25 protein-coding genes are annotated in these 26,490 nt (G+C 72.0%); 24 read left to right on the top strand and 1 reads right to left on the bottom strand.

What is annotated here, in order from left to right; translation table 11 throughout:
* Positions 1-132: 132 nt before the first annotated feature.
* Complete coding sequence (locus AB0D74_RS10115) at positions 133-741, top strand: ScbR family autoregulator-binding transcription factor (protein ID WP_362582631.1); 609 nt, start codon at positions 133-135, stop codon at positions 739-741.
* A gap of 11 nt (positions 742-752) precedes the next feature.
* Here the strand turns inward: AB0D74_RS10115 and AB0D74_RS10110 are convergent, their stop codons facing one another.
* The gene (locus tag AB0D74_RS10110) at positions 753-1,337 is read right to left on the bottom strand and encodes a TetR/AcrR family transcriptional regulator (RefSeq protein ID WP_362582628.1); all 585 of its coding nucleotides are present in this window, start codon (positions 1,335-1,337) and stop codon (positions 753-755) included.
* Between the two features lie 399 nt (positions 1,338-1,736).
* Here AB0D74_RS10110 and AB0D74_RS10105 point away from each other — a divergent pair, with 399 nt between their 5' ends.
* From AB0D74_RS10105 to AB0D74_RS09995, 23 genes are all read left to right on the top strand, one after another.
* Positions 1,737-2,366, top strand: coding sequence for an OvmZ protein (locus AB0D74_RS10105; RefSeq protein WP_362582625.1), 630 nt, complete (start codon positions 1,737-1,739; stop codon positions 2,364-2,366).
* The gene (locus AB0D74_RS10100; RefSeq protein ID WP_362582622.1) at positions 2,363-2,584 is read left to right on the top strand and encodes a hypothetical protein; all 222 of its coding nucleotides are present in this window, start codon (positions 2,363-2,365) and stop codon (positions 2,582-2,584) included. Before AB0D74_RS10105 ends, AB0D74_RS10100 begins: the two co-directional genes overlap by 4 nt.
* Before the next feature lie 361 nt (positions 2,585-2,945).
* A complete protein-coding gene (locus AB0D74_RS10095; protein WP_351959117.1) occupies positions 2,946-3,317 on the top strand; it encodes a dehydrogenase in 372 nt (123 codons plus the stop codon).
* A complete protein-coding gene (locus AB0D74_RS10090) occupies positions 3,314-4,363 on the top strand; it encodes an ester cyclase (RefSeq protein WP_362582618.1) in 1,050 nt (349 codons plus the stop codon). Before AB0D74_RS10095 ends, AB0D74_RS10090 begins: the two co-directional genes overlap by 4 nt.
* A 114-nt stretch (positions 4,364-4,477) precedes the next feature.
* On the top strand, positions 4,478-4,888 hold the full coding sequence (locus tag AB0D74_RS10085) for a nitroreductase family deazaflavin-dependent oxidoreductase (RefSeq protein WP_362582615.1): 411 nt from the start codon (positions 4,478-4,480) through the stop codon (positions 4,886-4,888).
* A complete protein-coding gene (locus AB0D74_RS10080; RefSeq protein ID WP_362582612.1) occupies positions 4,885-5,475 on the top strand; it encodes an NAD(P)H-dependent oxidoreductase in 591 nt (196 codons plus the stop codon). Before AB0D74_RS10085 ends, AB0D74_RS10080 begins: the two co-directional genes overlap by 4 nt.
* Positions 5,476-5,696: 221 nt before the next feature.
* Complete coding sequence (locus tag AB0D74_RS10075) at positions 5,697-7,001, top strand: cation:proton antiporter (RefSeq protein ID WP_362582609.1); 1,305 nt, start codon at positions 5,697-5,699, stop codon at positions 6,999-7,001.
* Between the two features lie 148 nt (positions 7,002-7,149).
* On the top strand, positions 7,150-7,809 hold the full coding sequence (locus tag AB0D74_RS10070; RefSeq protein WP_362582606.1) for a hemerythrin domain-containing protein: 660 nt from the start codon (positions 7,150-7,152) through the stop codon (positions 7,807-7,809).
* Between the two features lie 67 nt (positions 7,810-7,876).
* On the top strand, positions 7,877-9,346 hold the full coding sequence (locus AB0D74_RS10065) for an MFS transporter (protein ID WP_362582603.1): 1,470 nt from the start codon (positions 7,877-7,879) through the stop codon (positions 9,344-9,346).
* 182 nt (positions 9,347-9,528) lie between these two features.
* Positions 9,529-10,449 (top strand): MarR family transcriptional regulator, encoded by a 921-nt coding sequence (locus AB0D74_RS10060; RefSeq protein ID WP_362583088.1) that lies wholly within the window; start codon positions 9,529-9,531, stop codon positions 10,447-10,449.
* Between the two features lie 160 nt (positions 10,450-10,609).
* Positions 10,610-12,325: an FAD-dependent monooxygenase gene (locus tag AB0D74_RS10055; RefSeq protein WP_362582600.1), complete on the top strand. Its 1,716-nt coding sequence runs from the start codon at positions 10,610-10,612 to the stop codon at positions 12,323-12,325.
* A 31-nt stretch (positions 12,326-12,356) separates the two neighbouring features.
* On the top strand, positions 12,357-12,926 hold the full coding sequence (locus AB0D74_RS10050; RefSeq protein WP_362582597.1) for a flavin reductase family protein: 570 nt from the start codon (positions 12,357-12,359) through the stop codon (positions 12,924-12,926).
* Between the two features lies 1 nt (position 12,927).
* Positions 12,928-14,691: a biotin carboxylase N-terminal domain-containing protein gene (locus AB0D74_RS10045; RefSeq protein ID WP_362582594.1), complete on the top strand. Its 1,764-nt coding sequence runs from the start codon at positions 12,928-12,930 to the stop codon at positions 14,689-14,691.
* A gap of 27 nt (positions 14,692-14,718) precedes the next feature.
* A complete protein-coding gene (locus AB0D74_RS10040; protein WP_362582591.1) occupies positions 14,719-15,657 on the top strand; it encodes a hypothetical protein in 939 nt (312 codons plus the stop codon).
* A gap of 62 nt (positions 15,658-15,719) precedes the next feature.
* Complete coding sequence (locus tag AB0D74_RS10035; RefSeq protein ID WP_362582589.1) at positions 15,720-17,177, top strand: FAD-dependent monooxygenase; 1,458 nt, start codon at positions 15,720-15,722, stop codon at positions 17,175-17,177.
* A gap of 184 nt (positions 17,178-17,361) precedes the next feature.
* Positions 17,362-17,691: a TcmI family type II polyketide cyclase gene (locus AB0D74_RS10030; protein WP_362582586.1), complete on the top strand. Its 330-nt coding sequence runs from the start codon at positions 17,362-17,364 to the stop codon at positions 17,689-17,691.
* Positions 17,688-18,962, top strand: a complete 1,275-nt coding sequence (locus AB0D74_RS10025; RefSeq protein WP_362582583.1) for a beta-ketoacyl-[acyl-carrier-protein] synthase family protein — start codon at positions 17,688-17,690, stop codon at positions 18,960-18,962. Before AB0D74_RS10030 ends, AB0D74_RS10025 begins: the two co-directional genes overlap by 4 nt.
* Entirely contained in the window at positions 18,959-20,167 is a 1,209-nt protein-coding gene (locus AB0D74_RS10020; RefSeq protein WP_362582580.1) for a ketosynthase chain-length factor, read from the top strand. Before AB0D74_RS10025 ends, AB0D74_RS10020 begins: the two co-directional genes overlap by 4 nt.
* Before the next feature lie 347 nt (positions 20,168-20,514).
* Positions 20,515-20,787, top strand: a complete 273-nt coding sequence (locus AB0D74_RS10015) for an acyl carrier protein (RefSeq protein ID WP_351500603.1) — start codon at positions 20,515-20,517, stop codon at positions 20,785-20,787.
* An 84-nt stretch (positions 20,788-20,871) separates the two neighbouring features.
* Positions 20,872-21,657 carry a 3-oxoacyl-ACP reductase FabG gene (gene fabG, locus AB0D74_RS10010; RefSeq protein ID WP_362582576.1) on the top strand — a complete coding sequence of 262 codons (786 nt, stop codon included), beginning with the start codon at positions 20,872-20,874 and terminating at the stop codon, positions 21,655-21,657.
* 29 nt (positions 21,658-21,686) lie between these two features.
* Complete coding sequence (locus AB0D74_RS10005) at positions 21,687-22,625, top strand: aromatase/cyclase (protein ID WP_362582573.1); 939 nt, start codon at positions 21,687-21,689, stop codon at positions 22,623-22,625.
* A 3-nt stretch (positions 22,626-22,628) separates the two neighbouring features.
* On the top strand, positions 22,629-24,950 hold the full coding sequence (locus AB0D74_RS10000) for an SDR family oxidoreductase (RefSeq protein ID WP_362582570.1): 2,322 nt from the start codon (positions 22,629-22,631) through the stop codon (positions 24,948-24,950).
* A gap of 4 nt (positions 24,951-24,954) precedes the next feature.
* Complete coding sequence (locus AB0D74_RS09995) at positions 24,955-26,490, top strand: MFS transporter (RefSeq protein WP_362582567.1); 1,536 nt, start codon at positions 24,955-24,957, stop codon at positions 26,488-26,490.

Here is a 26,490-nt window from a genome sequence, read left to right as displayed (position 1 = left end):
TGCCCGGTTCCGGCGCGCGACCGGGGAATCGCTTTCTGACAACTCCCGCCGTGGTACTGACCGTAGGCCCGCCGTGCGGCTTACGATACAGACCAGTCTGTTGAATTCAGTGGGAGAGCGTAAGGATCTGGCATGGCTCAGCAGGAACGCGGCAAGCGGTCACGGCGGTCGATCCTGGAGGCGGCGGCCCAGGTCTTCGACGAGCGCGGCTACGACGCCGCCAGCACCAACGAGATCCTGGCCCGCACCGGACTCACCCGGGGGTCCCTCTACCACCACTTCCCCTCCAAGGAGGCCATCGCGCTGGCCCTGGTGCAGGCCCACGCCGAGGCCCTGGAAGTGCCCGAACGGCCGGTCAGGCTGCAGTCGGTGATCGACCTGACGCTGGAGTTCGCCCGGCGCCTGCAGCACGACGCGGTGCTGCGCGCGAGCGTGCGGCTGACCACGGAGCAGACGTCGTTCGACTGCCCGCCGCAGACCACCTACGAGCAGTCCATGGACGCCATTCTGGCGCTGCTCCAGGAGGCCGAGAAGCGGGACGAGATCCTGCCGGGGGTGGACGTGCGCGAGGCGACCTCGCTGATCGTCGGCTCCTTCACCGGCCTGCAGATCATGTCCCAGGCCTACACCGGCCGCGCCGACCTGCCCGAACGCACCAGCGTCCTGTGGAAGTTCCTGCTGCCCGGCCTCGCCACGCCGGGCCTGGTCGGGCGGCTGCGCACGACGCCGCCCGAGGAGTGACCGGCCCGCTCTCAGATCCTGCGCTCGCCGCCCCGGCCGGGCGGCCGGTCCCGGTCGAACAGCGGGCGCAGCAGCCGCCACAGGCGCTGGGTGATGTCGCCGTCCCACCAGCCCGGGTCGGTGTGCCCGAGGGTCTCGATGCCCGCGGCCATCACCACCGTCAGGTCGGCGAGGTCCGCGGCCGGTTCCGCGGACTCCTTCTGTGCCTCCGCGACCCGCTCGTGGACCGCGGCGAGCAGGTCGTCGCGGAGCCGGGGCGGTCCGGCGGAGCCGTCCGCGGCCAGCTGCATGCCGGCCCGGACGACCTTCTCGGTGCGCATGGCCTCGCCGAGCGCGAACAGAAAGCGTTTGGGCGCGTCCGCCGCCGGCCCCGCGAAAGCCTCCTCGGTCAGCGCCTCCACCCGCGCTCTCGCCTCCTCGTACACGGCCGCGGTCAGCGCGGTGGTGGAGGAGAAGTGGTGGTAGAGCGCCCCCCGGCTGACCCCGGCCCGGCGGCAGATGTTGACCAGTCCCGCGTCGGACAGCCGACCGTCCGCGATGAGCTCGGCGGTGGCATGGACGAGAGCCTGACGCGTGTGCTCGGATCGCGCCTGCATCAGGTCGAACCCGCCTTCCCTGCCAACAGTGTGCCCGGTACATGCACTGCCTGCGGGCACCGGTGCCAATGGTGGTAAGAATCATACAACCATGCCTGTTTCATGGGAGGACCCCGGCGGTGACCCACCTCCGCATGATCTCCACAGGATCCCAACTTCCCAGGCTACGGGCATGGTTGTCCGGAAACATGCGCGACGAGCGAAGGTTCGGGTTGGTCCTCAATCAGACAGGTCTGTTTGTAACAGGGTTCAAATCCGGCCACTTGGCACAGGTTTGACACTCCGCTGACAGAGCTGCGGAGGATTGTGGGAAGCCTGAACCGCCGTGCGTTGAACCGGCCGCCGGCCCCCCGGAGACTGGACGCAGTTCCACACGGACCGAGGATTCGGGGGATCCGAATGGAAGAGCCGGAGCGACTCACGGACGACCACGTCAGCCGCGACTGCCGCAGGCGCTGCGGCCGGATCTGCGTCCGCTGCCTGGACCGGATCGACGGCGGGCTGCGCACCCTGCTCGACCTGTACCGGGAGAGCGACCAGGCGCTGGCGCCCGGGGCGCCGGTGCTGCGCGAGCGGGTGAGCGGCAGCCGGGCCACCGTCGGCATCGTCCTCGACGAACGGGCGCTGGCCCTGCGGGCCCGGACGGCCGAGGTCATGGCGCTGTGGGCACGGCTCGTCGTGGACGAGCGCACCGGCGCCCGGCCCGCCGGCCGCGGGGTGCCCGCGCTGGTCGGGTTCCTGCGCGGGCAGCTGCCCTGGTTCGCCGGGCATCCGGCGGGCGCCGACCTCGACGAGGAACTCGCCGAACTCCGCACCGACTTCGGCCGGCTGCTCGGCCCGGGCCCGGTGCGCCGGTTCGCCCTCGGCGCGTGCACCCGGCCGGAGTGCGCCGGGACGCTCTACGGCGTGCTGCCGGCGGACGGCGGCGACCGGGTGCCGGACCAGGTCGCCTGCGACGCCGGCCACGCCCTGCCGCCGCGCCAGTGGCTGCTGGTCGCGAACCGGGCGCGGGAGGTGGCGGCGACATGACGGAACCGGACCGGCCGAAGGCGGGCGAGGAGGCGACCGGACCGGCGAAGCCGCGCACGGTCCCCACGGAACTGGCCGCCCTCGCGATGGGCGTCACCCAGGCGACCATCCGCAAATGGGCCAGCCGCGGCAAACTCACCCGCCACGGCGGGCCCCGGCGGGCCGAGTACGACCTCGACGAACTCTTCGCACTGGCGCGCAGGAACGAGACCGAATAAGCGGCGCGAGACCCGGTAACCGCAGTTAATTCGACCGGCTCTTCAGAATTCACCGACCATCACCCGCAAGAAACCGGATCCGTGCGGGGATCCGGTGCGAAGCAGCCCCCGCGGCCCATCCCCCCTGCCGCGGGGGCTTCTTCGATTACCCGCCTGATTGTCAACTCGCTTCACCTAAAGGGAAGTTGACGCAACCGAACAGAGGTGTCACACTCTTTTCGGCGCCCCCATGCCCTGACGGCGGCGGCGCTTCTCCCGGGCTTCTGCATTCAAGCCCGTGGCATCCTTCCCGAAATCCGTGCCCCGACCGGGGCGCGGATTTTTTGTTTTCTCTCCGCCCCGACTTGAGGAAGTGTGGTCGATGCCTGTTTCCACCTGGACACCCGTCGGTCAATGGACGGGTACGGTCACGCACGACGGCGAGGTGGACGAGTACACCGTCGCCTTCGCCCCGGACGGCTCGCTCTCGGTCACCACGCGCAAGAGCACCGGCACCGGCGCCTGGACCGTCACCGGCGACGACTCGCTGGAGTTCTCCCTGCGCGAGGACTTCAACCTCGACGTCACCCAGATCAGCCCCAACGGCCACCGGGCCGCCTACATCCAGATCGACATCGCGGCCCGCCACGACGGCGACGCGCTCACCGGCGAGGGCAAGGCCGTCGTGCACGGCCCCGACGACGTCGTGATCTACGCGACGGACGCCCGGACCGAAGCGCGCCGGGTGTCATGACGGCCGAGGTCGCCCGCCTCACCGACGTGCTGAGCCTGCGGGACCTGGCCGGGCGCTACCTGGCCGGCCTCGACGAGGGAGGCTTCGACGAGACCTGGGCGAGGTCCCTGTTCACCGAGGACGTCGAGATGACGTTCCCGGTGGGCAGCCACCGGGGCCTTGCCGGGGTGTCCGGCTTCACCACCGAGATCATGGCGCGCTGGGGCCGTACCCACCACCACGGCTCGGAGACCCAGGTCGAGGTCGACGGCGACCGGGCCGAGCTGAGCTGGAGCCTGATCGCCTCCCACGTGCACCACGGCTCGCCGCTGCCGCCGGACCCCACGCAGTACTTCCAGCTCGGCGGCCGGTTCACCGGCACGGCCCGGCGCACCCCCGACGGCTGGCGGTTCGACCGGCTGCGGCTGCGGATCGTGTGGACCACCGGCGCCGTGCCCAGAGGGGTCACCCAGGTCGACCGCAAGACCCTCGACACCCGGGGAAACCCGCCCGCTTCGGCCGCCACTTCGGCCGCCACATCAGGCGCCACTTCAGCAGAGGAGAACGCACCCATGCCGACCACGCTCACCGCGGACCAGCAGAAGGAACTGATCGAGAAGGTCTTCCACGAGGGCCTGGACCTCGGCGACCTGTCGGCCGCCGACCGCTACCTCACCGCCGACTTCCGCAACCACGGCAGCCACGACGACTCCATGCGCGGCCCGGAGGCGTTCAAGCACACCATCCGGATCCAGCAGTCCGCGTTCAGCGACATCAAGTACGAGATCCTCGACTTCATATCGATGGGCGACAAGGCCGCCATCCGCTGGGTCATGCACGGCCGGCACACCGGCCCGTTCATCGGCATCCAGCCGACCGGGCTGCAGGTGCAGCACCAGGCGATCATCTGGTTCCGCTTCGAGGGCGACCGGATCGCCGAGCGCTGGGGCATCGTCGACAACTTCTCCCTGGAGCGCTTCCTCAAGTCCGGCGGCAAGCCGGGCGGCCCGCTGACCCCGGCCGGCGGTCCGGCCGGCGGTCCCGCTGCGGGCAGGCCCGCGGCCTGATCCGCCGCCCCGGCCGCGCCCGGCCCCCGCTGACGGCGGCGGGGGCCGGGCGCCGACATCTGCCGAAAGACCCACCAGAACGCCAAGGACCCGACGGAGCAAGGGACTTGAGACATGCCGATCGACAGGAAAGTCGCCCGCTTCAACCGGCGGTTCGCCAACCATTTCGTCGGGCCGCTGTTCAGCCGGCTGCCCGGTTTCGGGAAGGTTCACCACCGCGGCCGTAAGTCAGGGCGTGAGTTCGCCACGCCCGTCAAGCTGTTCCGGCGCGGCGCGGACATCGTCATCACGCTGCCCTACGGACCCGGCTCCGACTGGGTCAAGAACGTGCTGGCGGCGGGCGGTTGCGAGATCACCACGCGTGGCCGCCGGATCCGGGTCACCGGACCGGTGGTCTTCACCGACGACGGTACGACGAAGATGCCCGCCCTGACCCGGCGGATCCTCTCCCGGGTCGAGGCCACCGAGTTCCTCGCGCTGACGCCGGTCGAGGCACCGGCGCGACTGCGGGCGGCCCGGCCGTGACCGCCGCCGGTCTGGTCACCCGGCCGGTCCGGGTGGCGCTGCTGGTCGGCTCCGCCCGCGACGGGCGGCTCGCCCCGGACGTCGCGGGCTGGTTCGCGCGGGTCGCCGCCCGCCGCGACGACCTGGTCCTGGACGTCGTCGACGTCGCCGAGCACCTGCTGCCGGCGAGCCTCGACGAGACCGACCCGCGGGCGGCGGCGCTGCGGCCCCGACTGGCCGGGGCGGAGGCGTACGTGGTCGTCGTACCGGAGTACAACCGGAGCGTTCCCGGGCCGTTGAAGACCCTCATCGACAGCTTCCAGAGCGAGTGGGAGGCCAAGCCGGTCGGGTTCGTCGGCTACGGCCTCGGCATGGCCGGCGGGGTGCGGGCGATCGAGCATCTGCGGCAGATCTTCGCCGAGTTCCACTGCGTGGGGATGAAGGACGTCGTGACGTTCCCGCGGGTGCTGGAGCACTACGACACCGACGGCACGTTTCCGGCGGAGCCGGAGGGCGCCGAGGCCGCGGCCAAGCTGATGCTGGACCAGCTGCGCTGGTGGGCCGACGCGTTGCGCGAGGCCAAGGCGGCGCGTCCCTACGGCACGTGAAAGTCCCGGCGCCGACAACGCGCCCCTTTCAGGGGCGCGGGGAACTGCGCGACCAGCCACGACGGCGCAGCGGCCGTTCGACGACCGTGCCCGGCACGGCGATGCGCAGAAAGTGCCGTGATCCGTGGTGGACCGTCCACAGGTCCGATGTGGCTGATCGCGCAGTTCCCCGCGCCCCTACGGGGCGCGTCACCTGATCCCCTCTGTGAATAGGAGACGCGATGGCAGCCGCCGCCCCCGATCCGCTCACCCCTCTGCTCGTCGCCGTGCCCGTGGTGATCCTTGCCTGTCGGGCCGGGGCGCAGTTGCTCAGGAGGTTCGGGCAGCCCCCTGTCGTCGGCGAGATACTCGTCGGCATCCTGTTCGGCCCGTCCCTGCTGGGCTGGCTCTGGCCCGCCGGCCAGGCATGGCTGTTCCCGGAGTCGGCGCTGCCGTACATCGGCGTGCTCGGGAACATCGGCCTGCTCGTGTTCATGTTCCTCGTCGGACTCGAACTCGACCTCAAGTCCCTGCGCGGCAACAGCAGAACGGCCGTCGCCGTCTCCCAGGCCGGGATCGCGCTCCCGCTGGTGCTCGGCACGCTGCTGGCCCTCGGCATGTACGGCGACCTCGCGCCGCCCGGCACCGGGAAGCTGCCGTTCGTGCTGTTCATCGCGGTGTCGATGAGCATCACCGCGTTCCCGGTGCTGGCCCGGATCCTGACCGACCGGGGCCTGTACCGGACCCGGATCGGCGCACTCGCCATGGCCAGCGCGGCCGTGGACGACGTCAGCGCCTGGTGCCTGCTGGCCGCGGTGGTCGCGGTGACGAAGAGCAACTCGCCCGTGGAGGCCCTGACCACCGCCGGGTACGCGCTCGTCTTCACCGCCGTGATGTTCCTCGTCGTACGGCCGCTGCTGGCCAGATGGGCCGCACGGGCGGAACACCGCTACGCCGACGGGGTCGTGCTGGTCGTGCTGTTCAGCGGGCTGAGCCTGGCCGCGTACGCCACCGACCGGATCGGGGTGCACGCGCTGTTCGGCGCGTTCCTGTTCGGCGTGGTCACCCCGCGCGGCAGCCGCCGGATCGAGGCCACCGCGGCCCGGATGCGGGCCTTCGCCGTGCCCGCGCTGCTGCCGCTGTTCTTCGTCAGCACCGGTCTGAAGACCGACGTGGGACTGCTGGGCGGCAACGGCACCCAGTGGCTGTGGGCGGCTGCCGTGCTCGCCGTCGCCGTGGCCGGCAAGTGGGGCGGCGGCACGCTCGCGGCCCGGCTCTCCGGCCGGGACTGGCGGGACTCCATGTCGCTGGGCGCGCTGATGAACTGCCGTGGCCTGACCGAGCTGATCGTGCTCAACATCGGGCTCGGGCTGGGTGTCATCGGGCCGGAGCTGTTCACCGTCCTGGTGCTGATGGCGCTGCTCACCACGGCCATGACCAGCCCCGCGCTGACCTGGATCCGCAAGGGCATCGACGAGGACTCCGAGCCGGAACCGGCCGGAACCGGCCAGGACGAGCCCGCCCTGGAGCCCGCGAGCACCCGCTGACCTGCGCCTTCGGGCACGGCAGTGGCGTCAGCCGCCGACCGGCGAATAGTTCCGGCCCTGATGGTTGGCATATTGCTAGTTGGAAGCTTGATAGATAAGCAGGTTGACGATACTCTCGCAGTACGACGCAGCAGTGAGGGAGAGAACGATGAGCCAGGACTTCAAGAACCTCGACATGACGATGATGTTCGCCATCCATGACGCGCTCCGCCGCGAGCTGGAGCGGATCGCCCGGATCACCGCGCGGGTCGACGAGGACCCCCGGCACGTGCTGAGCACCGCGGTCGGCTGGGAGCTGTTCAAGAAGTTCCTGACCGTCCACCACACCTCCGAGGACGTGAAGATCTGGCCGGTCATGGAGGCCGCGCTGGTCGGCAAGGACGCCGAACTGGCCCTGCTCGCCGACATGGAGGCCGAGCACGGCGTCATCGACCCGCTCCTCGCCGACATCGACGCCGCTCTCGCCGACCGCGACTCCGGACCGGAGCGCCTGACCGGCCTGACCGACACCCTCTACACCAAGCTCGGCGGCCACCTCGACCACGAGGAGCGGGACGCCCTCCAGCTCATGGACATCACGCTCTCCCAGGAGCAGTGGGCGGACTTCTCCGCCGAGCAGCGCACCCGGATCGGGGACGACTCGGCCCGCTACCTGCCCTGGATGCTCGACGACATCGACGCCGCGAAGGTCGCCCACATCCTCGGCAAGATGCCCGAGCCGCTGCGCAACGCCTACGAGAACGACTGGCGCAAGGCCTACGAGGACCTCGCCGTCTGGACCCCCAAGACCCCCTCCGCCACCCGCTGACCGGATCCCGAGGGTTCCGCGCTCCGCTCGACACCCCCCAACCCTGAGACAGACACGGAGACATCCCATGTCGCTGCAAGACCGCACTCAGGCCGTCCCCAAGGCCGCGGCCCCGCCGCAGCAGGACGGCAAACTCGGACTGGCGTTACTCGTGATCGCCGCCGCCCAGCTCATGCTCGTCCTCGACAACACGATCGTCGCCGTCGCCCTGCCCAGCATGCAGAGCGCCCTCGGGCTCAGCGAGTCCGGCCTCGGCTGGATCGTCACCGCCTACGCCCTGGCCTTCGGCGGTCTGCTGCTGGCCGGCGGGCGCGCCGGTGACCTCTTCGGCCGCCGCCGGGTCTTCCGCACCGGCCTGGTCCTGTTCACCGCCGCCTCGCTGCTCGGCGGCCTCGCCCAGAGCGGCGAACTGCTCATCGCCGCCCGCGTGATCCAGGGTGCGGGCGCCGCCATCGCCGCCCCCACCGCCCTGTCCCTGCTGGCCACCACCTTCCCGGCCGGACCCGCCCGCAACAAGGCGCTCGGCGTCTACGGCGCGATGGGCGGCCTCGGCTCGGTCGTCGGCCTGCTGCTCGGCGGCGCGCTCACCGAGTACCTGAGCTGGCGCTGGGTGATGTTCGTGAACATCCCGATCGCCCTGGCCGTCCTGTTCGGCACCGGCGTCCTCAAGGAGGGCGAGCGCGAGCGCGGCAAGGTCGACGTGCCCGGCGCGCTCACCGCCACCCTGGGCTTCGGCTCGCTCGTCTACGCCATCAACCGCGCCGGCGACAAGGGCTTCGGCGACAGCGTCACCCTGATCGGCCTGGGCGCCGCGCTCGTCCTGATCCTCGCCTTCGTCCTCATCCAGCGCTCCAGCAGGGCGCCGATGATCCCGAGCGGGGTGCTCGCCGACAAGAGCCGCGTCGGCGCCAACCTGATCATGTTCCTGGTCGGCGCGGGCATGCTCGCCACCTTCTACTTCCTGACCCTCTACATGCAGCTGGTCAAGGGCTACGCCCCGATGGTCACCGGCGTCGCCTACCTGCCCTTCGCCCTCGGCATGGGCATCGCGGCCGGCGGCGTCGGCCCGCAGCTGCTCGCCAAGCTGCCCGAGCGCAACGTGATCGCCCTCGGTCTGCTGATCGGCACCGCAGGCATGGTCTGGTTCAGCCTCATCGAGCCCGGCCAGACCCCGTGGGCCGCGCTGCTGCCGGCCCAGCTGGTCGCCGGCCTCGGCCTCGGCATGGTCTTCGTGGCCGTCACCATCGTCAGCGTCCGCGGGGTCGCCCCGCAGGCCACCGGCGCGGCCTCCGGCCTGGTCAACACCGCCCAGCAGATCGGCGGCGCCATCGGCCTCGCCGCCCTCGCCGCGGCGGCCACCGCGATCACCGACCACGAGCTGCCGGGCAGCGTCCCGCACGCCCTCACCACCGGCTACTCGTACGGGTTCCTGCTCGGCGGCGCCTTCTACCTGCTGGCCCTGGTCGTGGCCCTGGCCACCCTCCCGGGCACCCGCCCCCAGCAGCAGGACGCCGAGCACCCGCCCGTCGCCCTGTGACCGACCCCGGCGGCCCCGCCCTGACCACTTCCGGGCGGGGTCGCCGGTTCCCGGTTCCCCCCAGCCGGTGCCGGTGCCGGTGCCGCAGCCGGTGTCGGTGTCGGCGCCGGTCGGCAAGCCGTCGATATACTCGGGCAGGAGGTGCTGTCTTGCGGTACGAGAGCGACGACGAGCGCGGCCCGGTGACCCGGACCGAGCAGACCGCGGAGGTCCCCGGCGTCCTCCCGGACGCGCTCACCGACTTCATCGGCTACCTCCTGCGCCGCGTCTACGCGCAGTTCGCCGCCACCGACGACGGCGGCGACAGCGACCCCCGCGACTTCCTGGTCCTCGACGCGCTCACCGGCCGCGACTGGGAGTCCCAGCTCGACCTCGCCGAACGGCTCGGCATCAACCGCACCATCATGGTCGGCGTCATCGACCGGCTGGAGGCCCGCGACGAGGTCCGGCGCACCCGCAACCCCGACAACCGGCGCCAGTACGTGCTCTCCCTGACCGACCGGGGGCGCGAGGCCGTCGAGGCCAGCCGGCGGGCGGTCGCCGAGCGGGACGCCCGGCTCACCGCCGTACTGACGGACGAGGAGACCGCCCGGCTCGACGAGCTGCTGGCCCGGCTGCTGCCCGAGTCCGCGCAGCCCCTCGTGCAGGGCACCGAGTACCTGGTCGGGCAGGCCCACCACCGGCTGCGCAAGCACGGCGACGACAAGCTGGCCGGCACCGGCCTCAGGGTGCGGCACTACGGCCCGCTCTCCGCCCTCGACGTGCTCGGGCCCATCGCCCAGCAGCGGCTCGCCGAACTGCTCGCCATCACCGGACCCGCCGCCTCCCAGCTCGTCGACGAACTGGTCAGGCTGGGCCTGGTGCGCCGCGGCCGGGACCCGCACGACCGGCGCCGCTACGCCCTCGAAGTCACCGACCTCGGCCGCGAGCAGCTCGGTGTCGTGGCCCGCGCCGTCGCCGGGCTCGCCGCGGACGTCTCCGCCATGCTCGGCCCGGGCGGCGCGGACGAACTGCGCGGACTGCTGCTGAAACTCCTGGCCCCGACACATTCCGGTCCGGCATTCAGCGAGAATCCCAAGTCATCCGTTTCCGTCAGGGGTTGACCCTCTGGCCAAAGGATGTCACGCTTAATTCAGCGGATTTCCCGCGCCCTTTTCCAGGCTCTTCGCACCGCCCTTCCGGATTCTTTCCGCAAGGGCCGCGAGGGGCCTTTTTTCATGCTGATTTCCCGTTGCGCACCGCCCCTCGACGAAGGAGACAGTCATGGTCGCCCAGAAGACCGACGGCGCGCCGGAACCGGCGCGCATACCCGAGGACATGACCTTCGACGTCATCATCCTCGGCTCGGGCCTCGCCGGCTCCGTCACCGGTGCCGTCCTGGCCAGGCACGGCGCCAAGGTGCTGCTGGTCGACGCCGCCGCGCACCCGCGCTTCGCCATCGGCGAGTCCATGACCCCGCAGCTCGTGGAATGGATCCACATCCTCGCCGAACGCCACGACATTCCCGAGCTGAAAAGCCTGGCGAGCGTCGAGGCCTCCACCCGTGACATCGGCCCCACCTTCGGCACGAAGGCCCACTTCGGTTTCATGAAGCACGAGGTCGGAAAAGAGCCGAACCCGCGCGAGGCCACCCAGCTCGCCCTGCCGAAGATATTCCACCAGAACAGCCACATGTTCCGGCAGGACAGCGACGCCTTCATGTTCCACGTCGCCGTCAAGTACGGCTGCACCCCCCGGCAGAACTGGCGGGCCAACGAGGTCGAGTTCGACGACGACGGCGTCACCGTCCTCGGCCGCAGCGCCGCCCCCGGCGCCGAACCCGAGCTGTACCGGGCCAAGTACCTGGTGGACGCCTCCGGCTTCCGCTCGCCGCTGGCCGACAAGTTCGACCTGCGCGACAAGCCCACCGCCCGCTTCAAGCACCACTCCCGCTCGATGTTCACGCACTACGTCGGCATCAAGCGGTTCGACGACGTCAGCGGCCACCCCCAGGAGCTGCGCCCGCCGGCCGACTGGCACACCGGCACCATGCACCACCTCATCGAGCGCGGCTGGTTCTGGATCATCCCGTTCGACAACCACCCCAAGTCCCGCAACCCGCTGTGCAGCGTCGGCCTGACCATGGACGAGCGCACCTACCCCAAGCCGAAGGACCTCACACCGGAACAGGAGTTCCAGTCCTTCCTCGACAAGTACCCGGCGGTGAAGCGCCAGTTCGACGGCGCCACCCGGGTCCGCGAGTGGATCTCCACCGACCGGCTGCAGTACTCCTCGAAGCAGACCATCGGCGACCGCTGGTGCCTGATGTCGCACGCGGCCGGCTTCCTCGACCCGCTCTTCTCCCGCGGCCTGTCCAACACCATGGAGGTCGTCGACGCGCTCACCTCCCGGCTGATCCCCGCCCTCAAGGACGGCGACTTCTCCGCGGAGCGCTTCGAGTACGTCGAGCGCGTCGAGCAGGGACTGCTCCAGTACAACGACGACCTGGTCAACAGCTCCTTCATCGCGTTCTCCCACTTCCGCCTCTGGAACGCGGTCTTCCGGGTCTGGGGCTCCTTCATCACCCCCGGCACCATGCGGCTGACCCGGGCCCGCCTCAAGCACTTCAAGGACCACGACACACGCCACTTCGACGAGCTGGAGAAGGTGGCCCACCCGGGCCTGTGGTGGCCGCAGAGCGACTCCTTCAAGCGGATCCTGGAGTCCACCGCCGAGACCTGCGAGAAGTACGAGGCCGGCGCGCTCTCCGGCGACGAGGCCGCCGACATCGTCTTCGGGCTGCTCAAGGACTCCCCGGTCGTCAACCCGGTCTTCGGCTGGAAGGACGAGGAACAGCGGTTCATCTACCCGTCCACGCTGACCATGGCCCGCTTCCTGTACTGGGCCTCCGTCGAGGCCCCCGCCGAGATGAACAGCGTCGGCCGCGAGTTCCTGCTCGGCATCCTCAAGGCCGGCGCCAAGGTCCGCAAGCTCCTCTGACCACTGCCAGCCAAGCCAGAAAGGGATGCGCATGTCCGCAGCAGCGCGGTCGCTGACCCGCGCCGAAGAGACCCGGCCCGTCGAACCGCTGGATCTGCGCCGCGTGTGCGGCCTGTTCACGACCGGCGTCACGGTCATCACCACCGGCCCCGACGGGGACGCGGACGGCACCACCGTCAACTCGTTCACCTCGGTCTCGCTGGAACCCCCGCTGGTGCTGTTCTGTCTGCACCACCAGTCCCGGCTGCACACGCTCCTGGAGCGGAGCGGCGGCTTCACCGTGAACTTCCTGTCCGGACGGCAGCAGCCGCTGGCCCGGCACTTCGCCGGACGCCGGGCCGGCGCGGGTGCGGGCGCCTTCGAGGGTGTCCCGCACCACTTCACCGAGGACGGGCTGCCCGTGCTCAGCGAGGCCCTCGCCCACCTGACCTGCACCACGGTCGACGTGCACACCGCAGGCGACCACGACATCGTCATCGGCGAGGTGGTGGAGCTGGGCGTCCCCGAGCACGGCCTGGAGCCGCTGATCTTCTTCGACGGCTCCCTGGGCCCGCTGGAGACCGGCGCGGACCGCTTCCAGCACGCCCGGCAGGCGTCCTGACATGCGCAGGGTGCTCATCGCCAACCGTGGCGAGATAGCCGTCCGCGTCGCCAGAGCCTGCCGGGACGCCGGGATCGCCAGCGTCGCCGTCTACGCGGACCCGGACCGCGACGCCCTGCACGTCCGGGTCGCCGACGCGGCCTTCGCGCTGGGCGGTGACACCCCGGCCACCAGCTACCTGGACATCGGCAAGGTGCTGCGGGCCGCCCGGGAGACCGGCGCGGACGCTGTCCACCCCGGCTACGGGTTCCTCTCCGAGAACGCGGAGTTCGCGCAGGCGGTCCTGGACGCGGGCCTGACCTGGATCGGTCCGCCCCCGCAGGCCATCCGCGACCTCGGCGACAAGGTGGCCGCCCGGCACATCGCCCAGCGGGCCGGCGCGCCCCTCGTGGCGGGCACCCCGGACCCGGTGAACGGCGCCGACGAGGTCGTGGCCTTCGCCGAGGAGCACGGTCTGCCGATCGCCATCAAGGCGGCCTTCGGCGGCGGCGGGCGCGGGCTGAAGGTCGCCCGGACCCTGGAGGAGGTGCCGGAGCTCTATGAGTCGGCGGTGCGGGAGGCGGTGGCCGCCTTCGGACGCGGCGAGTGCTTCGTGGAGCGGTACCTGGACCGGCCGCGGCACGTCGAGACGCAGTGCCTCGCCGACCGGCACGGCAACGTCGTGGTCGTATCGACCCGTGACTGCTCGCTGCAGCGCCGCCACCAGAAGCTGGTGGAGGAGGCTCCGGCACCGTTCCTGACGCCGGAGCAGACCGCCGGGCTGTACCGCGCGTCCAAGGCCATCCTGCGCGAGGCCGGCTATGTCGGTGCGGGCACCTGCGAGTTCCTCGTCGGCCAGGACGGCACGATCTCCTTCCTGGAGGTCAACACCCGCCTCCAGGTGGAACATCCGGTGACCGAGGAGGTCGCCGGCATCGACCTGGTCCGCGAGATGTTCCGCATCGCCGACGGCGAGGAACTCGGCTACGACGACCCCGAACTGCGCGGCCATTCCTTCGAGTTCCGCATCAACGGCGAGGACCCGGGCCGGGGCTTCCTGCCCGCTCCGGGCACGGTGACGGTCTTCGAACCGCCGTCGGGTCCGGGGGTGCGGCTGGACGCGGGCGTGGAGTCGGGCAGCGTGATCGGCCCCGCCTGGGACTCGCTGCTGGCCAAGCTGGTCGTCACCGGCCGCACCCGCGCGGAGGCCCTGCAACGGGCCGCCCGCGCGCTCGACGAGTTCCGGGTGGAGGGGATGGCCACGGCGATCCCGTTCCACCGGGCGGTCGTCAGGGACCCGGCCTTCACCGGCGACCCGTTCCGGATCCACACCCGGTGGATCGAGACCGAGTTCGTCAACGAGATCGAGGCCTACGCGGCGGCTCCGGCCGCCGGTGCCGAGACCGAGGACGCCGGCCGCGAGACCCTGGTCGTCGAGGTCGGCGGACACCGGCTGGAGGTCTCGCTGCCCGCGGTGCTCGGCAGGGTCCCCGACCGGACGCCCGTGGGGGCCGCCGCCGCGCCCCGGTCCCGCCGCCGCACCAGCGGCGGCCCGGCGCCCGCCGCCTCCGGGGACACCCTCGCCTCTCCCATGCAGGGCACCGTCGTCAAGGTCGCCGTCACCGAGGGGCAGACCGTCGAGAAGGGCGACCTGGTCGTCGTACTCGAGGCCATGAAGATGGAACAGCCGCTCGCCGCGCACCGGTCCGGCACCGTGACCGGGATCGCCGCCGAGGTGGGGCAGGCCCTCGCCGCGGGCGTCGCGATCTGCGACATCAAGGACTGATCCAGGACCGATCGAGGACTGATCGCTTTGGCAGCACTCACCTATTCCGACGCCATGAACGGTGCCCTGGAACGGCTGCGTTCCGTGGGATACGAGCACGGGCGCAGCTTCGTCAACCACGCGCCGATGGCCGCCGAGGCCCTGGCCCACATGGGCTACGCCGACGAGGTGCCCGGCTGGGTGGAGGGCCATCTGCGCAGCCACACCTTCCACGACGTGCCCGAACGGCGGTTCGCCCTCGACCCGGCCGACGAGGCCGACTGGCGGCAGGCGCTCGGCGCGTTCGGCCGGGTCGCCGACTGGACCGCCCTGTTCGAACGCGAACTGGCCGAGGGGGAGTGGACCGACGTCCTGGCCCGCTGGTGGCCCCGGCTGCTGCCCGGCATGTCCGGGGTGCTCACGCACGGGGTGATCCGCACCGCGCACGCGGTCCGCGCGGTGGTCACCGCCGGCCCCGACAACCGCCTCCAACGGGCCGAACTGGCCCAGGGGCTGGGGTACTGGGCGGCCCGGTACGCGGAGGGCGGGGTCGTCGTCGAGGAGGCCGGGGGCGACGGCGGTGACGTCGTACGGGCGCTGGACGAGCTCGTCGCCGAGTTCTCCGGGATCTACGCCACGCTCTCCCTCCCGCACCCGGTCCCGCTGATCCACTCGGTCACCGGGCCCGCCGCCGTACGGCTGGTCGTGGAGCACCTGCCGGCGGAGCAGCGGTGGCCGTCGTACCGGGTGGCGCGGGCCGTCAGCCGCACGATGCTCGACTGGTTCCACGCCGTGCCCCGGCCCGCGGCCCCGCTGCCCGAGGTCCCCGACCCGGCCGCCCTGTTCGCCGAGGCGGTCCAGATCGGCGACGAGCACGCCATCAAGCTCGCCGAGGTCGCCGTGCGGCACGAGGCGCTGGCGCCCGACCCGCGGCACGCGGCGGCCTCGCACGTGGCCAACCGGGCGATCGGCCGCCTGTACCGCTGACAGTTCGCCTTCGCCGACGGTCTCCCCGACGGGGCCGTACGGAACCGTTCCCGAGGAGTGTCATGGACGCACAAGTCATCGTCGTGGGCGCCGGTCCGGCCGGCATGATGCTCGCGGGCGAGCTACGGCTCGCGGGCGCCGACGTCATCGTCCTGGAGAAGCTGCCCGCGCGCACCGGAGAGTCGCGCGGACTCGGCTTCACCGCCCGCACCATGGAGGTCTTCGACCAGCGCGGCCTGCTGCCCCGCTTCGGCGACATCGAGGTCAGCAACGTGGGCCACTTCGGCGGCCTGCCGGTCGACTTCGGTGTCCTGGACGGCGCCCACCAGGCTGCCAAAACGATCCCGCAGTCGGTCACCGAGACCGTCCTGGAGGAGTGGGCCGGCCGGCTCGGCGCGGACATCAGGCGCCGGCACGACGTGCTCTCCGTCAAGGAGAAGGAGGACAGCGTCGAGGTCGAGGTGCGCGGCCCCGAGGGCGTGCACCGGCTGCGGGCCGAGTACCTGGTCGGCTGCGACGGCGGCCGGTCCACCATCCGCAAGGCCGCCGGGTTCGACTTCCCTGGCACCCCGTCGACGCTGGAGATGTACCTCGCCGACGTGCGGGGCATCGAGCTGGAGCCCCGGATGATCGGGGAGACCCTGCCCGGCGGCATGGTGATGGTCGGACCGCTGCCCGGCGGCATCACCCGGCTGATCATCTGCGAGCGCGGCACCCCGCCGCAGCGTCGCGACAAGCCGCCGACCTGGGCGGAGGCCGCGGCGGCCTGGCAGCGGCTGACCGGCGACGACATCTCGCACGCCGAGGCGGTGTGGGTGTCGTCCTTCGGCGACGGCACGCGGCTCGTCACCGAGTACCGGCGCGGCCGGATCCTGCTCGCCGGCGACTCCGCGCACATCCACCTGCCGGCCGGCGGTCAGGGCATGAACACCAGCATCCAGGACGCCGTGAACCTCGGCTGGAAGCTGGGCGCGGTGGTGCGGGGGAGGGCGCCGGAGACGCTGCTCGACACCTACCACGACGAACGGCACCCGGTCGGCGAGCGGCTGATGATGAACACCCGGGCACAGGGGCTGCTGTTCCTGTCCGGGCCCGAGGTGCAGCCGCTGCGCGACGTGCTCAACGAGCTGATCCGCTACCCCGAGGTCAGCAGGCACCTGGCGGCGATGGTCTCCGGCCTGGAGATCCGCTACGACCTCGACGGGGGCGCGGGCGCGCTGCTCGGGCGGCGGTTGCCGAACGTGCCGCTCACCGGGCACCGGAGGGTTTCCTCCAGCACGGAGGCGCTGCGCGGCGGGCGGGGCGTGCTGTTCGACTTCGTCGACAACGAGCGGCTGCGGGAGCGGGCCTGGGCGTGGCGGGACCGGGTGGACGTCATCACGGCGGTGCCGGCCGACGGGGAGCTGGAGGGCACGTCCGCGGTGCTGGTGCGGCCGGACGGATACGTGGCCTGGGTGGCGCCGGGTAGTCATGCGGATCTGCCGATGGCGCTGGAGCGGTGGTTCGGGTCTGCGCGCTGAGGCAGCGCCGCGGTCCGTCGTCGTGCGGCTGCCCCGCCGTCGTGGCTTGTCGCGCAGTTCCTCCCCCAGCCTTCGGCCGGGGGCACCCCCAGCGCCCCTATGGGGCGCTGTCGCTGGCGCCCATCGATACGTTCGCGCGCCCTGAAGGGGCGCTTTTTGCTGGCCTTCTTTTGAGGAGAACCCCATGCACAGCACTCTGATCGTGGCCCGGATGGAACCGGGTAGCAGTGGCGAAGTGGCGCGGTTGTTCGGGGAGTTCGACCGGACCGAGATGCCGCATCTGATGGGTACGCGGCGGCGGGAGCTGTTCGCGTACCGCGGGCTGTACTTCCACCTCCAGCACTTCGACACCGACAACGGCGGTGAGCTGATCGAGGAGGCGAAGAGCGACCCGCGGTTCGTGCGGATCAGCGAGGACCTGAAGCCGTTCATCGAGGCGTACGACCCCGCCACCTGGCGGTCTCCCGCCGACGCGGTCGCCACGCGCTTCTACGACTGGGAGGGCCGGGCGTGAACGCCAGGCGAGTGGTCATCACCGGGGTCGGCGTCATCGCCCCCGGCGGTGTCGGCACCAAGAACTTCTGGAACCTGCTCAGCGAGGGCCGCACCGCGACCCGCGGCATCACCTTCTTCGACCCGGCCTCCTTCCGCTCCCGGGTCGCCGCCGAGGTCGACTTCGACCCGGAGGAGCACGGACTGGGCCCGCAGGAGATACGGCGGATGGACCGGGCGGCGCAACTGGCCGTCGTCAGCGCCCGCGAGGCCCTCGCCGACAGCGGGCTCGACCTGTCCGGCGCCGACCCCCACCGGATCGGGGTCACCATCGGCAGCGCCGTCGGGGCGACCATGGGGCTCGACCAGGAGTACCGCGTGGTCAGCGACGGCGGCCGGCTCGACCTCGTCGACCACACCTACGCGGTCCCGCATCTCTACAACTACCTGGTGCCCAGCTCGTTCGCGGCCGAGGTCGCCTGGTCGGTGGGGGCGGAGGGCGCGGCCACGGTCGTGTCCACCGGGTGCACGTCGGGGCTCGACTCCGTGGGCCACGCCGTCGAGCTGATCCGCGAGGGTTCCGCCTGCGCGATGATCGCCGGCGCCACCGACGCCCCGATCTCCCCGATCACCCTGGCCTGCTTCGACGCCATCAAGGCCACCACCCCGCGCAACGACGACCCCGAGCACGCCTCCCGCCCCTTCGACGGCACCCGCAACGGGTTCGTGCTGGGGGAGGGTTCCGCCGTGTTCGTCCTGGAGGAGCTGGAGGCCGCGAAGCGGCGGGGCGCGCACATCTACGCCGAGATCGCCGGGTACGCCTCCCGCTGCAACGCCTTCCACATGACCGGACTGCGGCCCGACGGCGCGGAGATGGCCGAGGCCATCACGGTCGCCCTCGACGAGGCGCGCCTCAACCCCGACGCGATCGACTACATCAACGCGCACGGCTCCGGCACCAAGCAGAACGACCGGCACGAGACCGCCGCGTTCAAGAAGAGCCTCGGGGACCACGCCTACCGGACCCCGGTCTCCTCGATCAAGTCGATGGTCGGGCACTCGCTCGGCGCGATCGGCTCCATCGAGATCGCCGCGTCCGTCCTCGCCATGGAGCACAACGTCGTGCCCCCGACGGCCAACCTGCACACCCCCGACCCCGAGTGCGACCTGGACTACGTCCCGCTCACCGCCCGCGAGCACCGCACCGACGCGGTGCTCACCGTGGGCAGCGGGTTCGGCGGCTTCCAGAGCGCGATGGTGCTCGCCCGACCGGACAGGAGCGCCGCCGCATGAGCGCACGGACCGTGGTGACCGGGCTCGGCATCGCCGCGCCCAACGGCCTTGGCACGAACGACTACTGGGCCGCCGCCCGCGCCGGGAAGAGCGGGATCGGCCGCATCACGCGGTTCGACCCGTCCGGGTACCCGGCGAAACTGGCCGGCGAGGTGCCCGGGTTCAGCGCCGGGGAGCACCTGCCGAGCCGGCTGCTCGCCCAGACCGATCACATGACCCGCCTCGCGCTCGTCGCGACCGACTGGGCGCTGGCCGACGCCGAGGTCACGCCCGCCGACCTGCCCGCCTACGACATGGGCGTGGTCACCGCCAGCTCCTCCGGCGGCTTCGAGTTCGGCCAGGGCGAGCTGCAGAAGCTGTGGAGCCAGGGCAGCCAGTTCGTCTCGGCATACCAGTCGTTCGCCTGGTTCTACGCCGTCAACAGCGGCCAGATCTCCATCCGCAACGGCATGAAGGGTCCGAGCGGGGTCGTCGTCTCCGACCAGGCGGGCGGCCTTGAGGCGCTGGCCCACGCGCGCCGGCAGATCCGCAAGGGGACGCAGCTCATCGTCTCCGGGGCGATCGACGCGTCCATCTGCCCGTGGGGGTGGGTGGCCCAGCTCGCCAGCGACCGGCTCTCCACGTCGGAGGAGCCGGACCGCTCCTACCTGCCGTTCGACCCCGCCGCGGCCGGGCACGTGGCCGGCGAGGGCGGGGCGATCCTGATCCTGGAGGCCGAGGAGACGGCCGTACGGCGCGGTGCCCGGGTGTACGGGGAGATCGCGGGGTACGGCGCGACGTTCGACCCGGCGCCGGGGAGCGAACGGCCGCCGGGGCTGCGCAAGGCGATCGAGCTGGCCCTCGCCGACGCGGGGGCCGACGCGGCCGACGTGGACGTGGTGTTCGCCGACGCGGCGGCCGTGCCGGAGCTGGACCGGGTGGAGGCGGATGCGATCGGTGACGTGTTCGGGCCGCACGGGGTGCCGGTGACGGCGCCGAAGACGATGACCGGGCGGCTGTACTCGGGGGCGGCGCCGCTGGACGTCGCGACGGCGCTGCTCGCCGTCCGGGACGGCGTGGTACCGGCGACGGTGAACGTCTCGCCCGAGGCGGGCTACGACCTCGACCTGGTGGTCGGGGAGCCCCGGCTGACCGAGGTACGCACAGCACTGGTGCTGGCCCGCGGCTACGCCGGCTTCAACTCCGCGATGGTCGTACGCGCGTAACGCCCCCGCCGTGGGGCTACGCCCGGCGGCGCGGCTGCGGGCCGGTGGGGGCTGACCGCGCAGTTCCCCGCGCCCCTGAAAGACAAAAACTTGGCTGCTGGCAGGCGCTACGCCGCAGGCCGGTGGGGGGTGCTCGCGCAGTTCCCCGCGCCCCTGAAAGCGTAACTGCGGGCAGTCGTGCCGCTGGGGTGGCACGGGTGGGCGCGGCGGCACCCTGCAAGCGCCGGTAAGCGTCCCCACCCCCAGCCCCGCCGACCCCAGCCCCTCAAAAGACCCGCCCGCCGTCCCGGCCCCCCGGGGAGGGCACGGCGGGCGTTTCCATTTTCCGCCGTGAAAGGAAGATCACCGTGGCCACCCAGTCCTTCACCCTCGACGACCTCAAGCGGATCCTGCTGGAGGCCGCCGGCGCCGACGAGAGCGTCGATCTCGACGGGGACATCCTCGACACCGACTTCGAGGAGCTCAGCTACGAGTCGCTCGCCATCCTGGAGACCTGCGGGCGCATCGAGCGGGAGTACGACATCACGCTGGACGACACCGTGGTGACCGAGGCCAAGACGCCCCGCGAGCTGCTCGCCGTCGTCAACACGCAGCTCGGTGACGTCGCCGCCGCTGCCTGACCTTCCCCCACCCCCTCCGGCCGCCGGCGCCCGTCCTGACCGGGCGCCGGCGGCTCCCCCATGCCCTGAAAGGGAGCTGCAGACATGTCCGAACAGCAGCAGAGGGTCGCCCTGGTCTCCGGGGCCACCAGCGGAATCGGTCTCGCCTCGGCGCGGCTGCTGGCCCGGCAGGGCCACCGCGTCTTCATCGGCTCCCGCGACGCCGGGAACGTCGAGCGGACCGTCAAGGAACTGCGCGCCGAGGACCTCGACGTCGACGGGACCACCCTCGACGTGCGGTCCGCGCTGTCCATCGAGAACTTCGTACGGGCCGCCGTCGAGCGGTACGGCACCGTCGACGTGCTGGTGAACAACGCCGGCCGGTCCGGCGGCGGGGTGACCGCCGACATCGACGACGAGCTCTGGTACGACGTCGTCGAGACCAACCTCAACAGCGTCTTCCGCCTCACCCGAGCCGCCCTCACCACCGGCGGCATGCGGGAGAAGAGCCGGGGCCGGATCATCAACATCGCCTCCACGGCGGGCAAGCAGGGCGTCGTGCTCGGGGCGCCGTACTCCGCCTCCAAGCACGGCGTCGTCGGGTTCACCAAGGCCCTCGGCAACGAGCTGGCCCCCACCGGCATCACCGTCAACGCCGTCTGCCCGGGGTACGTCGAGACGCCCATGGCGCAGCGCGTGCGCGCCGGTTACGCCGCCGCCTACGACACCAGCGAGGACGCCATCCTCGACAAGTTCCAGGCGAAGATCCCGCTCGGGCGCTACTCCACCCCCGAAGAGGTCGCCGGACTCGTCGGCTACCTCGCCTCCGACACCGCCGCCTCCATCACCGCGCAGGCCCTCAACGTCTGCGGCGGCCTCGGCAACTTCTGAAAACCCCGGCACCCTCTAGGAGTTCACGCATGTCCGAGCCGAAGGAAGTCGAGCACGAGATCACGGTCTCGGCGCCGGCCGCCGAGGTCTACCGGCTGATCGCCGACGTGGCCAACTGGCCGCGGATCTTCCCGCCGACCATCTACGTCGACCACCTGGAGCGCTCCGGGAACGAGGAGCTGATCGGGATCTGGGCCACCGCCAACGGCGAGGCCAAGAACTGGACCTCGCACCGCGTCCTGGACCCCGAGCGCCTGCGGATCACCTTCCGGCAGACCGTCTCCACCCCGCCCGTCGCGAGCATGGGCGGCACCTGGATCATCGAGCCCGCCGGCGAGGGAGCTTCGCGCGTGCGGCTGCTGCACGACTACACCGCCGTCGACGACGACCCGGCGGGGCTGGCCTGGATCGACGAGGCCGTCGACCGCAACTCCCGCTCCGAGCTGGCCGCGCTGAAGACCAACGTGGAACTCGCCACCGCCTCAGAGGAGTTGACGTTCTCCTTCGAGGACACCGTCCAGGTGGACGGTGCCGCCAAGGACCTCTACGACTTCGTCAACGAGGCCGACCGCTGGTCCGAGCGGCTGCCGCACGTGGCGACCGTCCGGCTCACCGAGGACACCCCGGGCCTGCAGACCCTGGAGATGGACACCCGCGCCAAGGACGGCTCGACGCACACCACCAAGTCGTACCGGGTCTGCCTGGACGGCCGGAAGATCGCCTACAAGCAGACCACCCTGCCGGCCCTGATGAACCTGCACACCGGCTACTGGACCTTCCGCGAGACCGACGAGGGCACCTTCGCCTCCTCGCAGCACACCGTCGTGCTGCGCCCGGAGAACATCGCGAAGATCCTCGGTCCCGAGGCGGGCGTCGCCGAGGCCCGCGAATACGTCCGGGGTGCGCTCAGCACCAACAGCCGCGCCACCCTGGACCACGCCAAGGCGTACGCCGAAGCGAGGCGCTGACCCGTGGCCGGTGCCGACGCGGTCGACACGCACGTCCTGGTGGTCGGCGCCGGACCCGTCGGGCTGATGCTCGCCGGGGAACTGCGCCTGGGCGGCGCCGACGTGACCGTCCTGGAACGGCTGGACGCCCCGACGACGGAGTCCCGGGCCTCCACCCTGCACGCCAGGACGATGGAACTGCTCGGGCAGCGCGGGCTGCTGGACGGCCCCGGCGGCTTCACCGACCCCGAGCCGCCGCCGAACGAGCCCCGCGGCCACTTCGGCGGCCTACCCCTCGACCTCACCCTGCCCAGCACCCACCCCGGGCAGTGGAAGGTCCCGCAGACCCGCACCGAGGAACTCCTCGGCGCCTGGGCCGAGCGGCTCGGGGCGCGGGTGCTGCGCGGGCACGAGGTCCTCTCCCTCGCGCAGCACCCGGACCGCGTGACGGTGGTGGCCGAACAGCACGGCCACCGGCGGGAGTTCACCGCCCGCTACGTCGTCGGCTGCGACGGCGAGCAGTCGGCCGTACGGCGCCTCGCGGGCATCGCCTTCCCCGGCGACGCCGCCGGACGCGAGCTGATCCGCGCCGACGTCGACGGCATCGACATCCCGAACCGGCGGTTCCAGCGGCTGCCGAACGGGCTCGCCATCGCCGCCCGGCGCGGCGACGGCGTCACCCGGGTGATGGTCCACCGGTTCGGCACCCCGCCGCGCACCGCGCAGACCGGCTTCGCCGACATCGTCGCCGCCTGGCGGGACGTCACCGGCGAGGACATCGCCCACGGCACCCCGCTGTGGGTGAACTCCTTCGGCGACGCCTCCCGGCAGGCCGAGCACTACCGCACCGGCCGGGTGCTGCTCGCCGGCGACGCGGCCCACCAGCAGATGCCGATCGGCGGCCAGGCCCTCAACCTCGGCCTCCAGGACGCCGTGAACCTCGGCTGGAAACTCGCGGCCACCGTCCTCGGCCGGGCCCCGGCGGGGCTCCTCGACAGCTACCACGACGAACGGCACGCCGTCGGGCGCCGCGTCCTGTCCGCCATCCGCGCCCAGGCCCGGCTGCTGCTCGGCGGCCCCGAGGTGGAGTCGCTGCGCTCGGTCGTCGGCGAACTCACCTCCTACGAGCGGGTCCGGGCGCACCTCGCCGGGACGATCAGCGGCCTCGACGTGCGGTACGGGGACCACGGAGCCGACAGAGCCGACAGAGCCGAGGGAGCCGAGGGAGCCGAGGGAGCCGACAGGGCCGACGAGGACGTGCTCGTCGGCTCGCGGCTGCCGGAGCTGCGGCTCGACTCCGGGGCCACCACGGCCGAACTGCTCCGCCCGGCCCGCGGGTTGCTGCTCGTGGCCGACCCGGCGCTCGCCGGGGCGGCGGCGGACCGGTCGGCGTCGGTGGACACGGTCGTCGCCCGGCCCGCAGCACCCCTCGACGGCCTCGCCGCCGCCGTGCTCGTCCGGCCGGACGGCTACGTCGCCTGGGCCGGCGACACGGCGGACGGCCTGCACGAGGCGCTCGGCCGCTGGTTCGCACCCGATCCACGCGCCCCTCACACACCACAACCGACCGTCAGGAGAAGGAAGATGGGCAACCTGACCGGAAAGACCGCCCTCGTCACCGGCGCCAGCCGGGGCATGGGCCGGGCCACCGCCGAACGGCTCGCCGCCGACGGCGCGCTGGTCGCCGTGCACTACGGCAGCAGCGCGGAGGCCGCCGCCGAGGTGGTCGCCGGGATCGAGAAGGACGGCGGCCGGGCGTTCGCGGTCAAGGCCGAGCTGGGCACGCCCGGCGACGTCCACGAGCTGTTCCTCGCCCTGGAGGCGGGACTCAAGGAGCGCACCGGCGAGACCGAGCTGAACATCCTCGTCAACAACGCCGGTGTGATGGGCGGGGTCAAGGCCGAGGACACCACCCCGGAGGAGTTCGACCGGATCTTCGCCGTCAACGCGAAGGCGCCGTTCTTCGTCATCCAGCGGGCTCTGGTGAACATGCCCGACGGCGGCCGGATCGTGAACATCTCCTCCGGGCTGACCCGGTTCGCCAACCCGGACGAGATCGCGTACGCCATGAGCAAGGGCGCCGTGGAACAACTCGCCCTTCATTACGCCAAGTTGCTGGGCCCGCGCGGGATCACCGTGAACAGCGTCGCGCCGGGCATCACCCGCAACGGCAACCCGCTCTTCGACATCCCCGAGGCCGTCCAGGCCATGTCCGCGCTGTCCGCCTTCAACCGCGTCGGCGAGCCGCAGGACGTCGCCGACGTCATCGCCTTCCTCGTCTCCGACGACGCCCGCTGGGTCACCGGCTCCTTCGTCGACGCGAGCGGCGGCACGCTCCTCGGGTGACGCGGTGACCAGGACCCTTCCGTCACCCGTGGCCGGCGGCCCGGACGAGCGGTTCGGCCCCCGCCTGTGGGGCCTGCTGCTCGTCCTCGCCGGCAACATGCTCATCGACGCGCTCGAAGTGTCCGTGGCGGTGGTGGCGCTGCCCGCCATCGGCACGGACCTGGGGCAGCCGCCGACCGTCACCCAGTGGGCGATGACCGGCTTCGCCGCCGGCTTCGGCGGCCTCCTCCTCTTCGGCGCCCGCGTGGTCACCCTCCTCGGCCGCCGCCCCGTCTACCTCGCGGCCCTCCTCGCCTTCGCCGCCGCCTCCGTCCTCAGCGCCCTCGCCCACGACCCCTGGCTGCTCCTGGCCACCCGCCTCACCAAGGGCTTCTGCGCGGCCCTCACCGCCCCCACCGGTCTGGCCATCATCACCAGCCACTTCCCGGAGGGCCGCCCCCGCTCCCGAGCGGTCTCCGTCTACACCCTCTTCGGCGCAGGCGGCTTCACCACAGGCCTCCTCCTCTCCGGCTGCCTCACCGAAACCTCCTGGCGCTGGTCCTTCGCCTTCCCGGCCCCGGTGGTCCTGCTGCTTTTCGCCGCAGGGCTGTACTTGATCCCGACAGAGATGGACCGCGCCCCAAAGGGGCGCGGGGCTGTATTGGATGTGCGGCTACCGCCGCGTGGGCGCGACCAGCCCCCACGGCGCCGCACCGTGGCCACGACGGCACAGCGCTACGACATCCCCGGTGCCCTCACCTTGTTGGCAGCCCTCCTGGCCCTGGTCCAGGGCATCACCCAACTCCCCACCTACGGCTGGACCGACCCGAGAGCCGTCGGACCGCTCACCGCGGCCGGACTGCTCCTGCTGCTGCTCTGGCGAGTAGAGCGGCACGCACCGGCTCCCCTCCTGAACCTCGCCCCCCTGCGAAGCAACCCCGCCCTCCTCCGCTCCGCCCTCGGCGCCGCCTGCCTCAACGGCTCCTACCTGGGCCTCCTGTTCGTCCTGACGTACCAGACCCAGACCCTCGCCGGCTGGTCCCCCCTCCACACCGCGCTCGCCCTGCTCCCGGCCGCCGCGCCCCCGGCGCTCACCGCGCTGGCCTCCGGCCGCCTGGTCGCCACGTTCGGCGCCCCGCGCCTCATCGTGGCCGGCGCCGCCTGCGCGTTCGCCGGCGCTCTGCTCCAACTCCGGCCGCACGCATGGCCGTTGGACTACCCCGGCCGGATGCTCCCGACGCTCCTTCTCGTCGGCGCCGCCTTCGTCCTCTCCTTCGCCGCACTCAACATGCAGGCGATGTCGCGCCTCACCCCCGCCGACCGGCTCACCGGCAGCGGCCTGTACCAGACGGCCGTACAGCTCGCCGCGGTTCTCGCGGTCGCCCTCGTCGCCGCCCTGCTCGCCGCCCACGCGCCGGCGCCCGGCGCGGGACCGGCCGCCGCGGCGGCGGCCTGCCGGCCGGCGCTGACCCTGGTCGCCGCCCTCGGCTTCCTGGGCCTGCTCGTCGGCCTCACCGGCCTGATCCGCACCCCACCCTCCTCACTCCACCACGGGGAATGA

This window comes from Streptomyces sp. NPDC048278, assembly GCF_040652195.1.
In the GTDB taxonomy this organism is placed as follows: domain Bacteria; phylum Actinomycetota; class Actinomycetes; order Streptomycetales; family Streptomycetaceae; genus Streptomyces.
This window is presented reverse-complemented; position numbering and strand designations above follow the sequence as displayed.

Coding starts and splice junctions, on each gene's coding strand:
- AB0D74_RS10115 (WP_362582631.1), top strand. CDS start 133: ATGGCTCAGCAGGAACGCGGCAAGCGGTCACGGCGGTCGATCCTGGAG.
- AB0D74_RS10110 (WP_362582628.1), bottom strand. CDS start 1,337: ATGCAGGCGCGATCCGAGCACACGCGTCAGGCTCTCGTCCATGCCACC.
- AB0D74_RS10105 (WP_362582625.1), top strand. CDS start 1,737: ATGGAAGAGCCGGAGCGACTCACGGACGACCACGTCAGCCGCGACTGC.
- AB0D74_RS10100 (WP_362582622.1), top strand. CDS start 2,363: ATGACGGAACCGGACCGGCCGAAGGCGGGCGAGGAGGCGACCGGACCG.
- AB0D74_RS10095 (WP_351959117.1), top strand. CDS start 2,946: ATGCCTGTTTCCACCTGGACACCCGTCGGTCAATGGACGGGTACGGTC.
- AB0D74_RS10090 (WP_362582618.1), top strand. CDS start 3,314: ATGACGGCCGAGGTCGCCCGCCTCACCGACGTGCTGAGCCTGCGGGAC.
- AB0D74_RS10085 (WP_362582615.1), top strand. CDS start 4,478: ATGCCGATCGACAGGAAAGTCGCCCGCTTCAACCGGCGGTTCGCCAAC.
- AB0D74_RS10075 (WP_362582609.1), top strand. CDS start 5,697: ATGGCAGCCGCCGCCCCCGATCCGCTCACCCCTCTGCTCGTCGCCGTG.
- AB0D74_RS10070 (WP_362582606.1), top strand. CDS start 7,150: ATGAGCCAGGACTTCAAGAACCTCGACATGACGATGATGTTCGCCATC.
- AB0D74_RS10065 (WP_362582603.1), top strand. CDS start 7,877: ATGTCGCTGCAAGACCGCACTCAGGCCGTCCCCAAGGCCGCGGCCCCG.
- AB0D74_RS10055 (WP_362582600.1), top strand. CDS start 10,610: ATGGTCGCCCAGAAGACCGACGGCGCGCCGGAACCGGCGCGCATACCC.
- AB0D74_RS10050 (WP_362582597.1), top strand. CDS start 12,357: ATGTCCGCAGCAGCGCGGTCGCTGACCCGCGCCGAAGAGACCCGGCCC.
- AB0D74_RS10045 (WP_362582594.1), top strand. CDS start 12,928: ATGCGCAGGGTGCTCATCGCCAACCGTGGCGAGATAGCCGTCCGCGTC.
- AB0D74_RS10035 (WP_362582589.1), top strand. CDS start 15,720: ATGGACGCACAAGTCATCGTCGTGGGCGCCGGTCCGGCCGGCATGATG.
- AB0D74_RS10030 (WP_362582586.1), top strand. CDS start 17,362: ATGCACAGCACTCTGATCGTGGCCCGGATGGAACCGGGTAGCAGTGGC.
- AB0D74_RS10020 (WP_362582580.1), top strand. CDS start 18,959: ATGAGCGCACGGACCGTGGTGACCGGGCTCGGCATCGCCGCGCCCAAC.
- fabG (WP_362582576.1), top strand. CDS start 20,872: ATGTCCGAACAGCAGCAGAGGGTCGCCCTGGTCTCCGGGGCCACCAGC.
- AB0D74_RS10005 (WP_362582573.1), top strand. CDS start 21,687: ATGTCCGAGCCGAAGGAAGTCGAGCACGAGATCACGGTCTCGGCGCCG.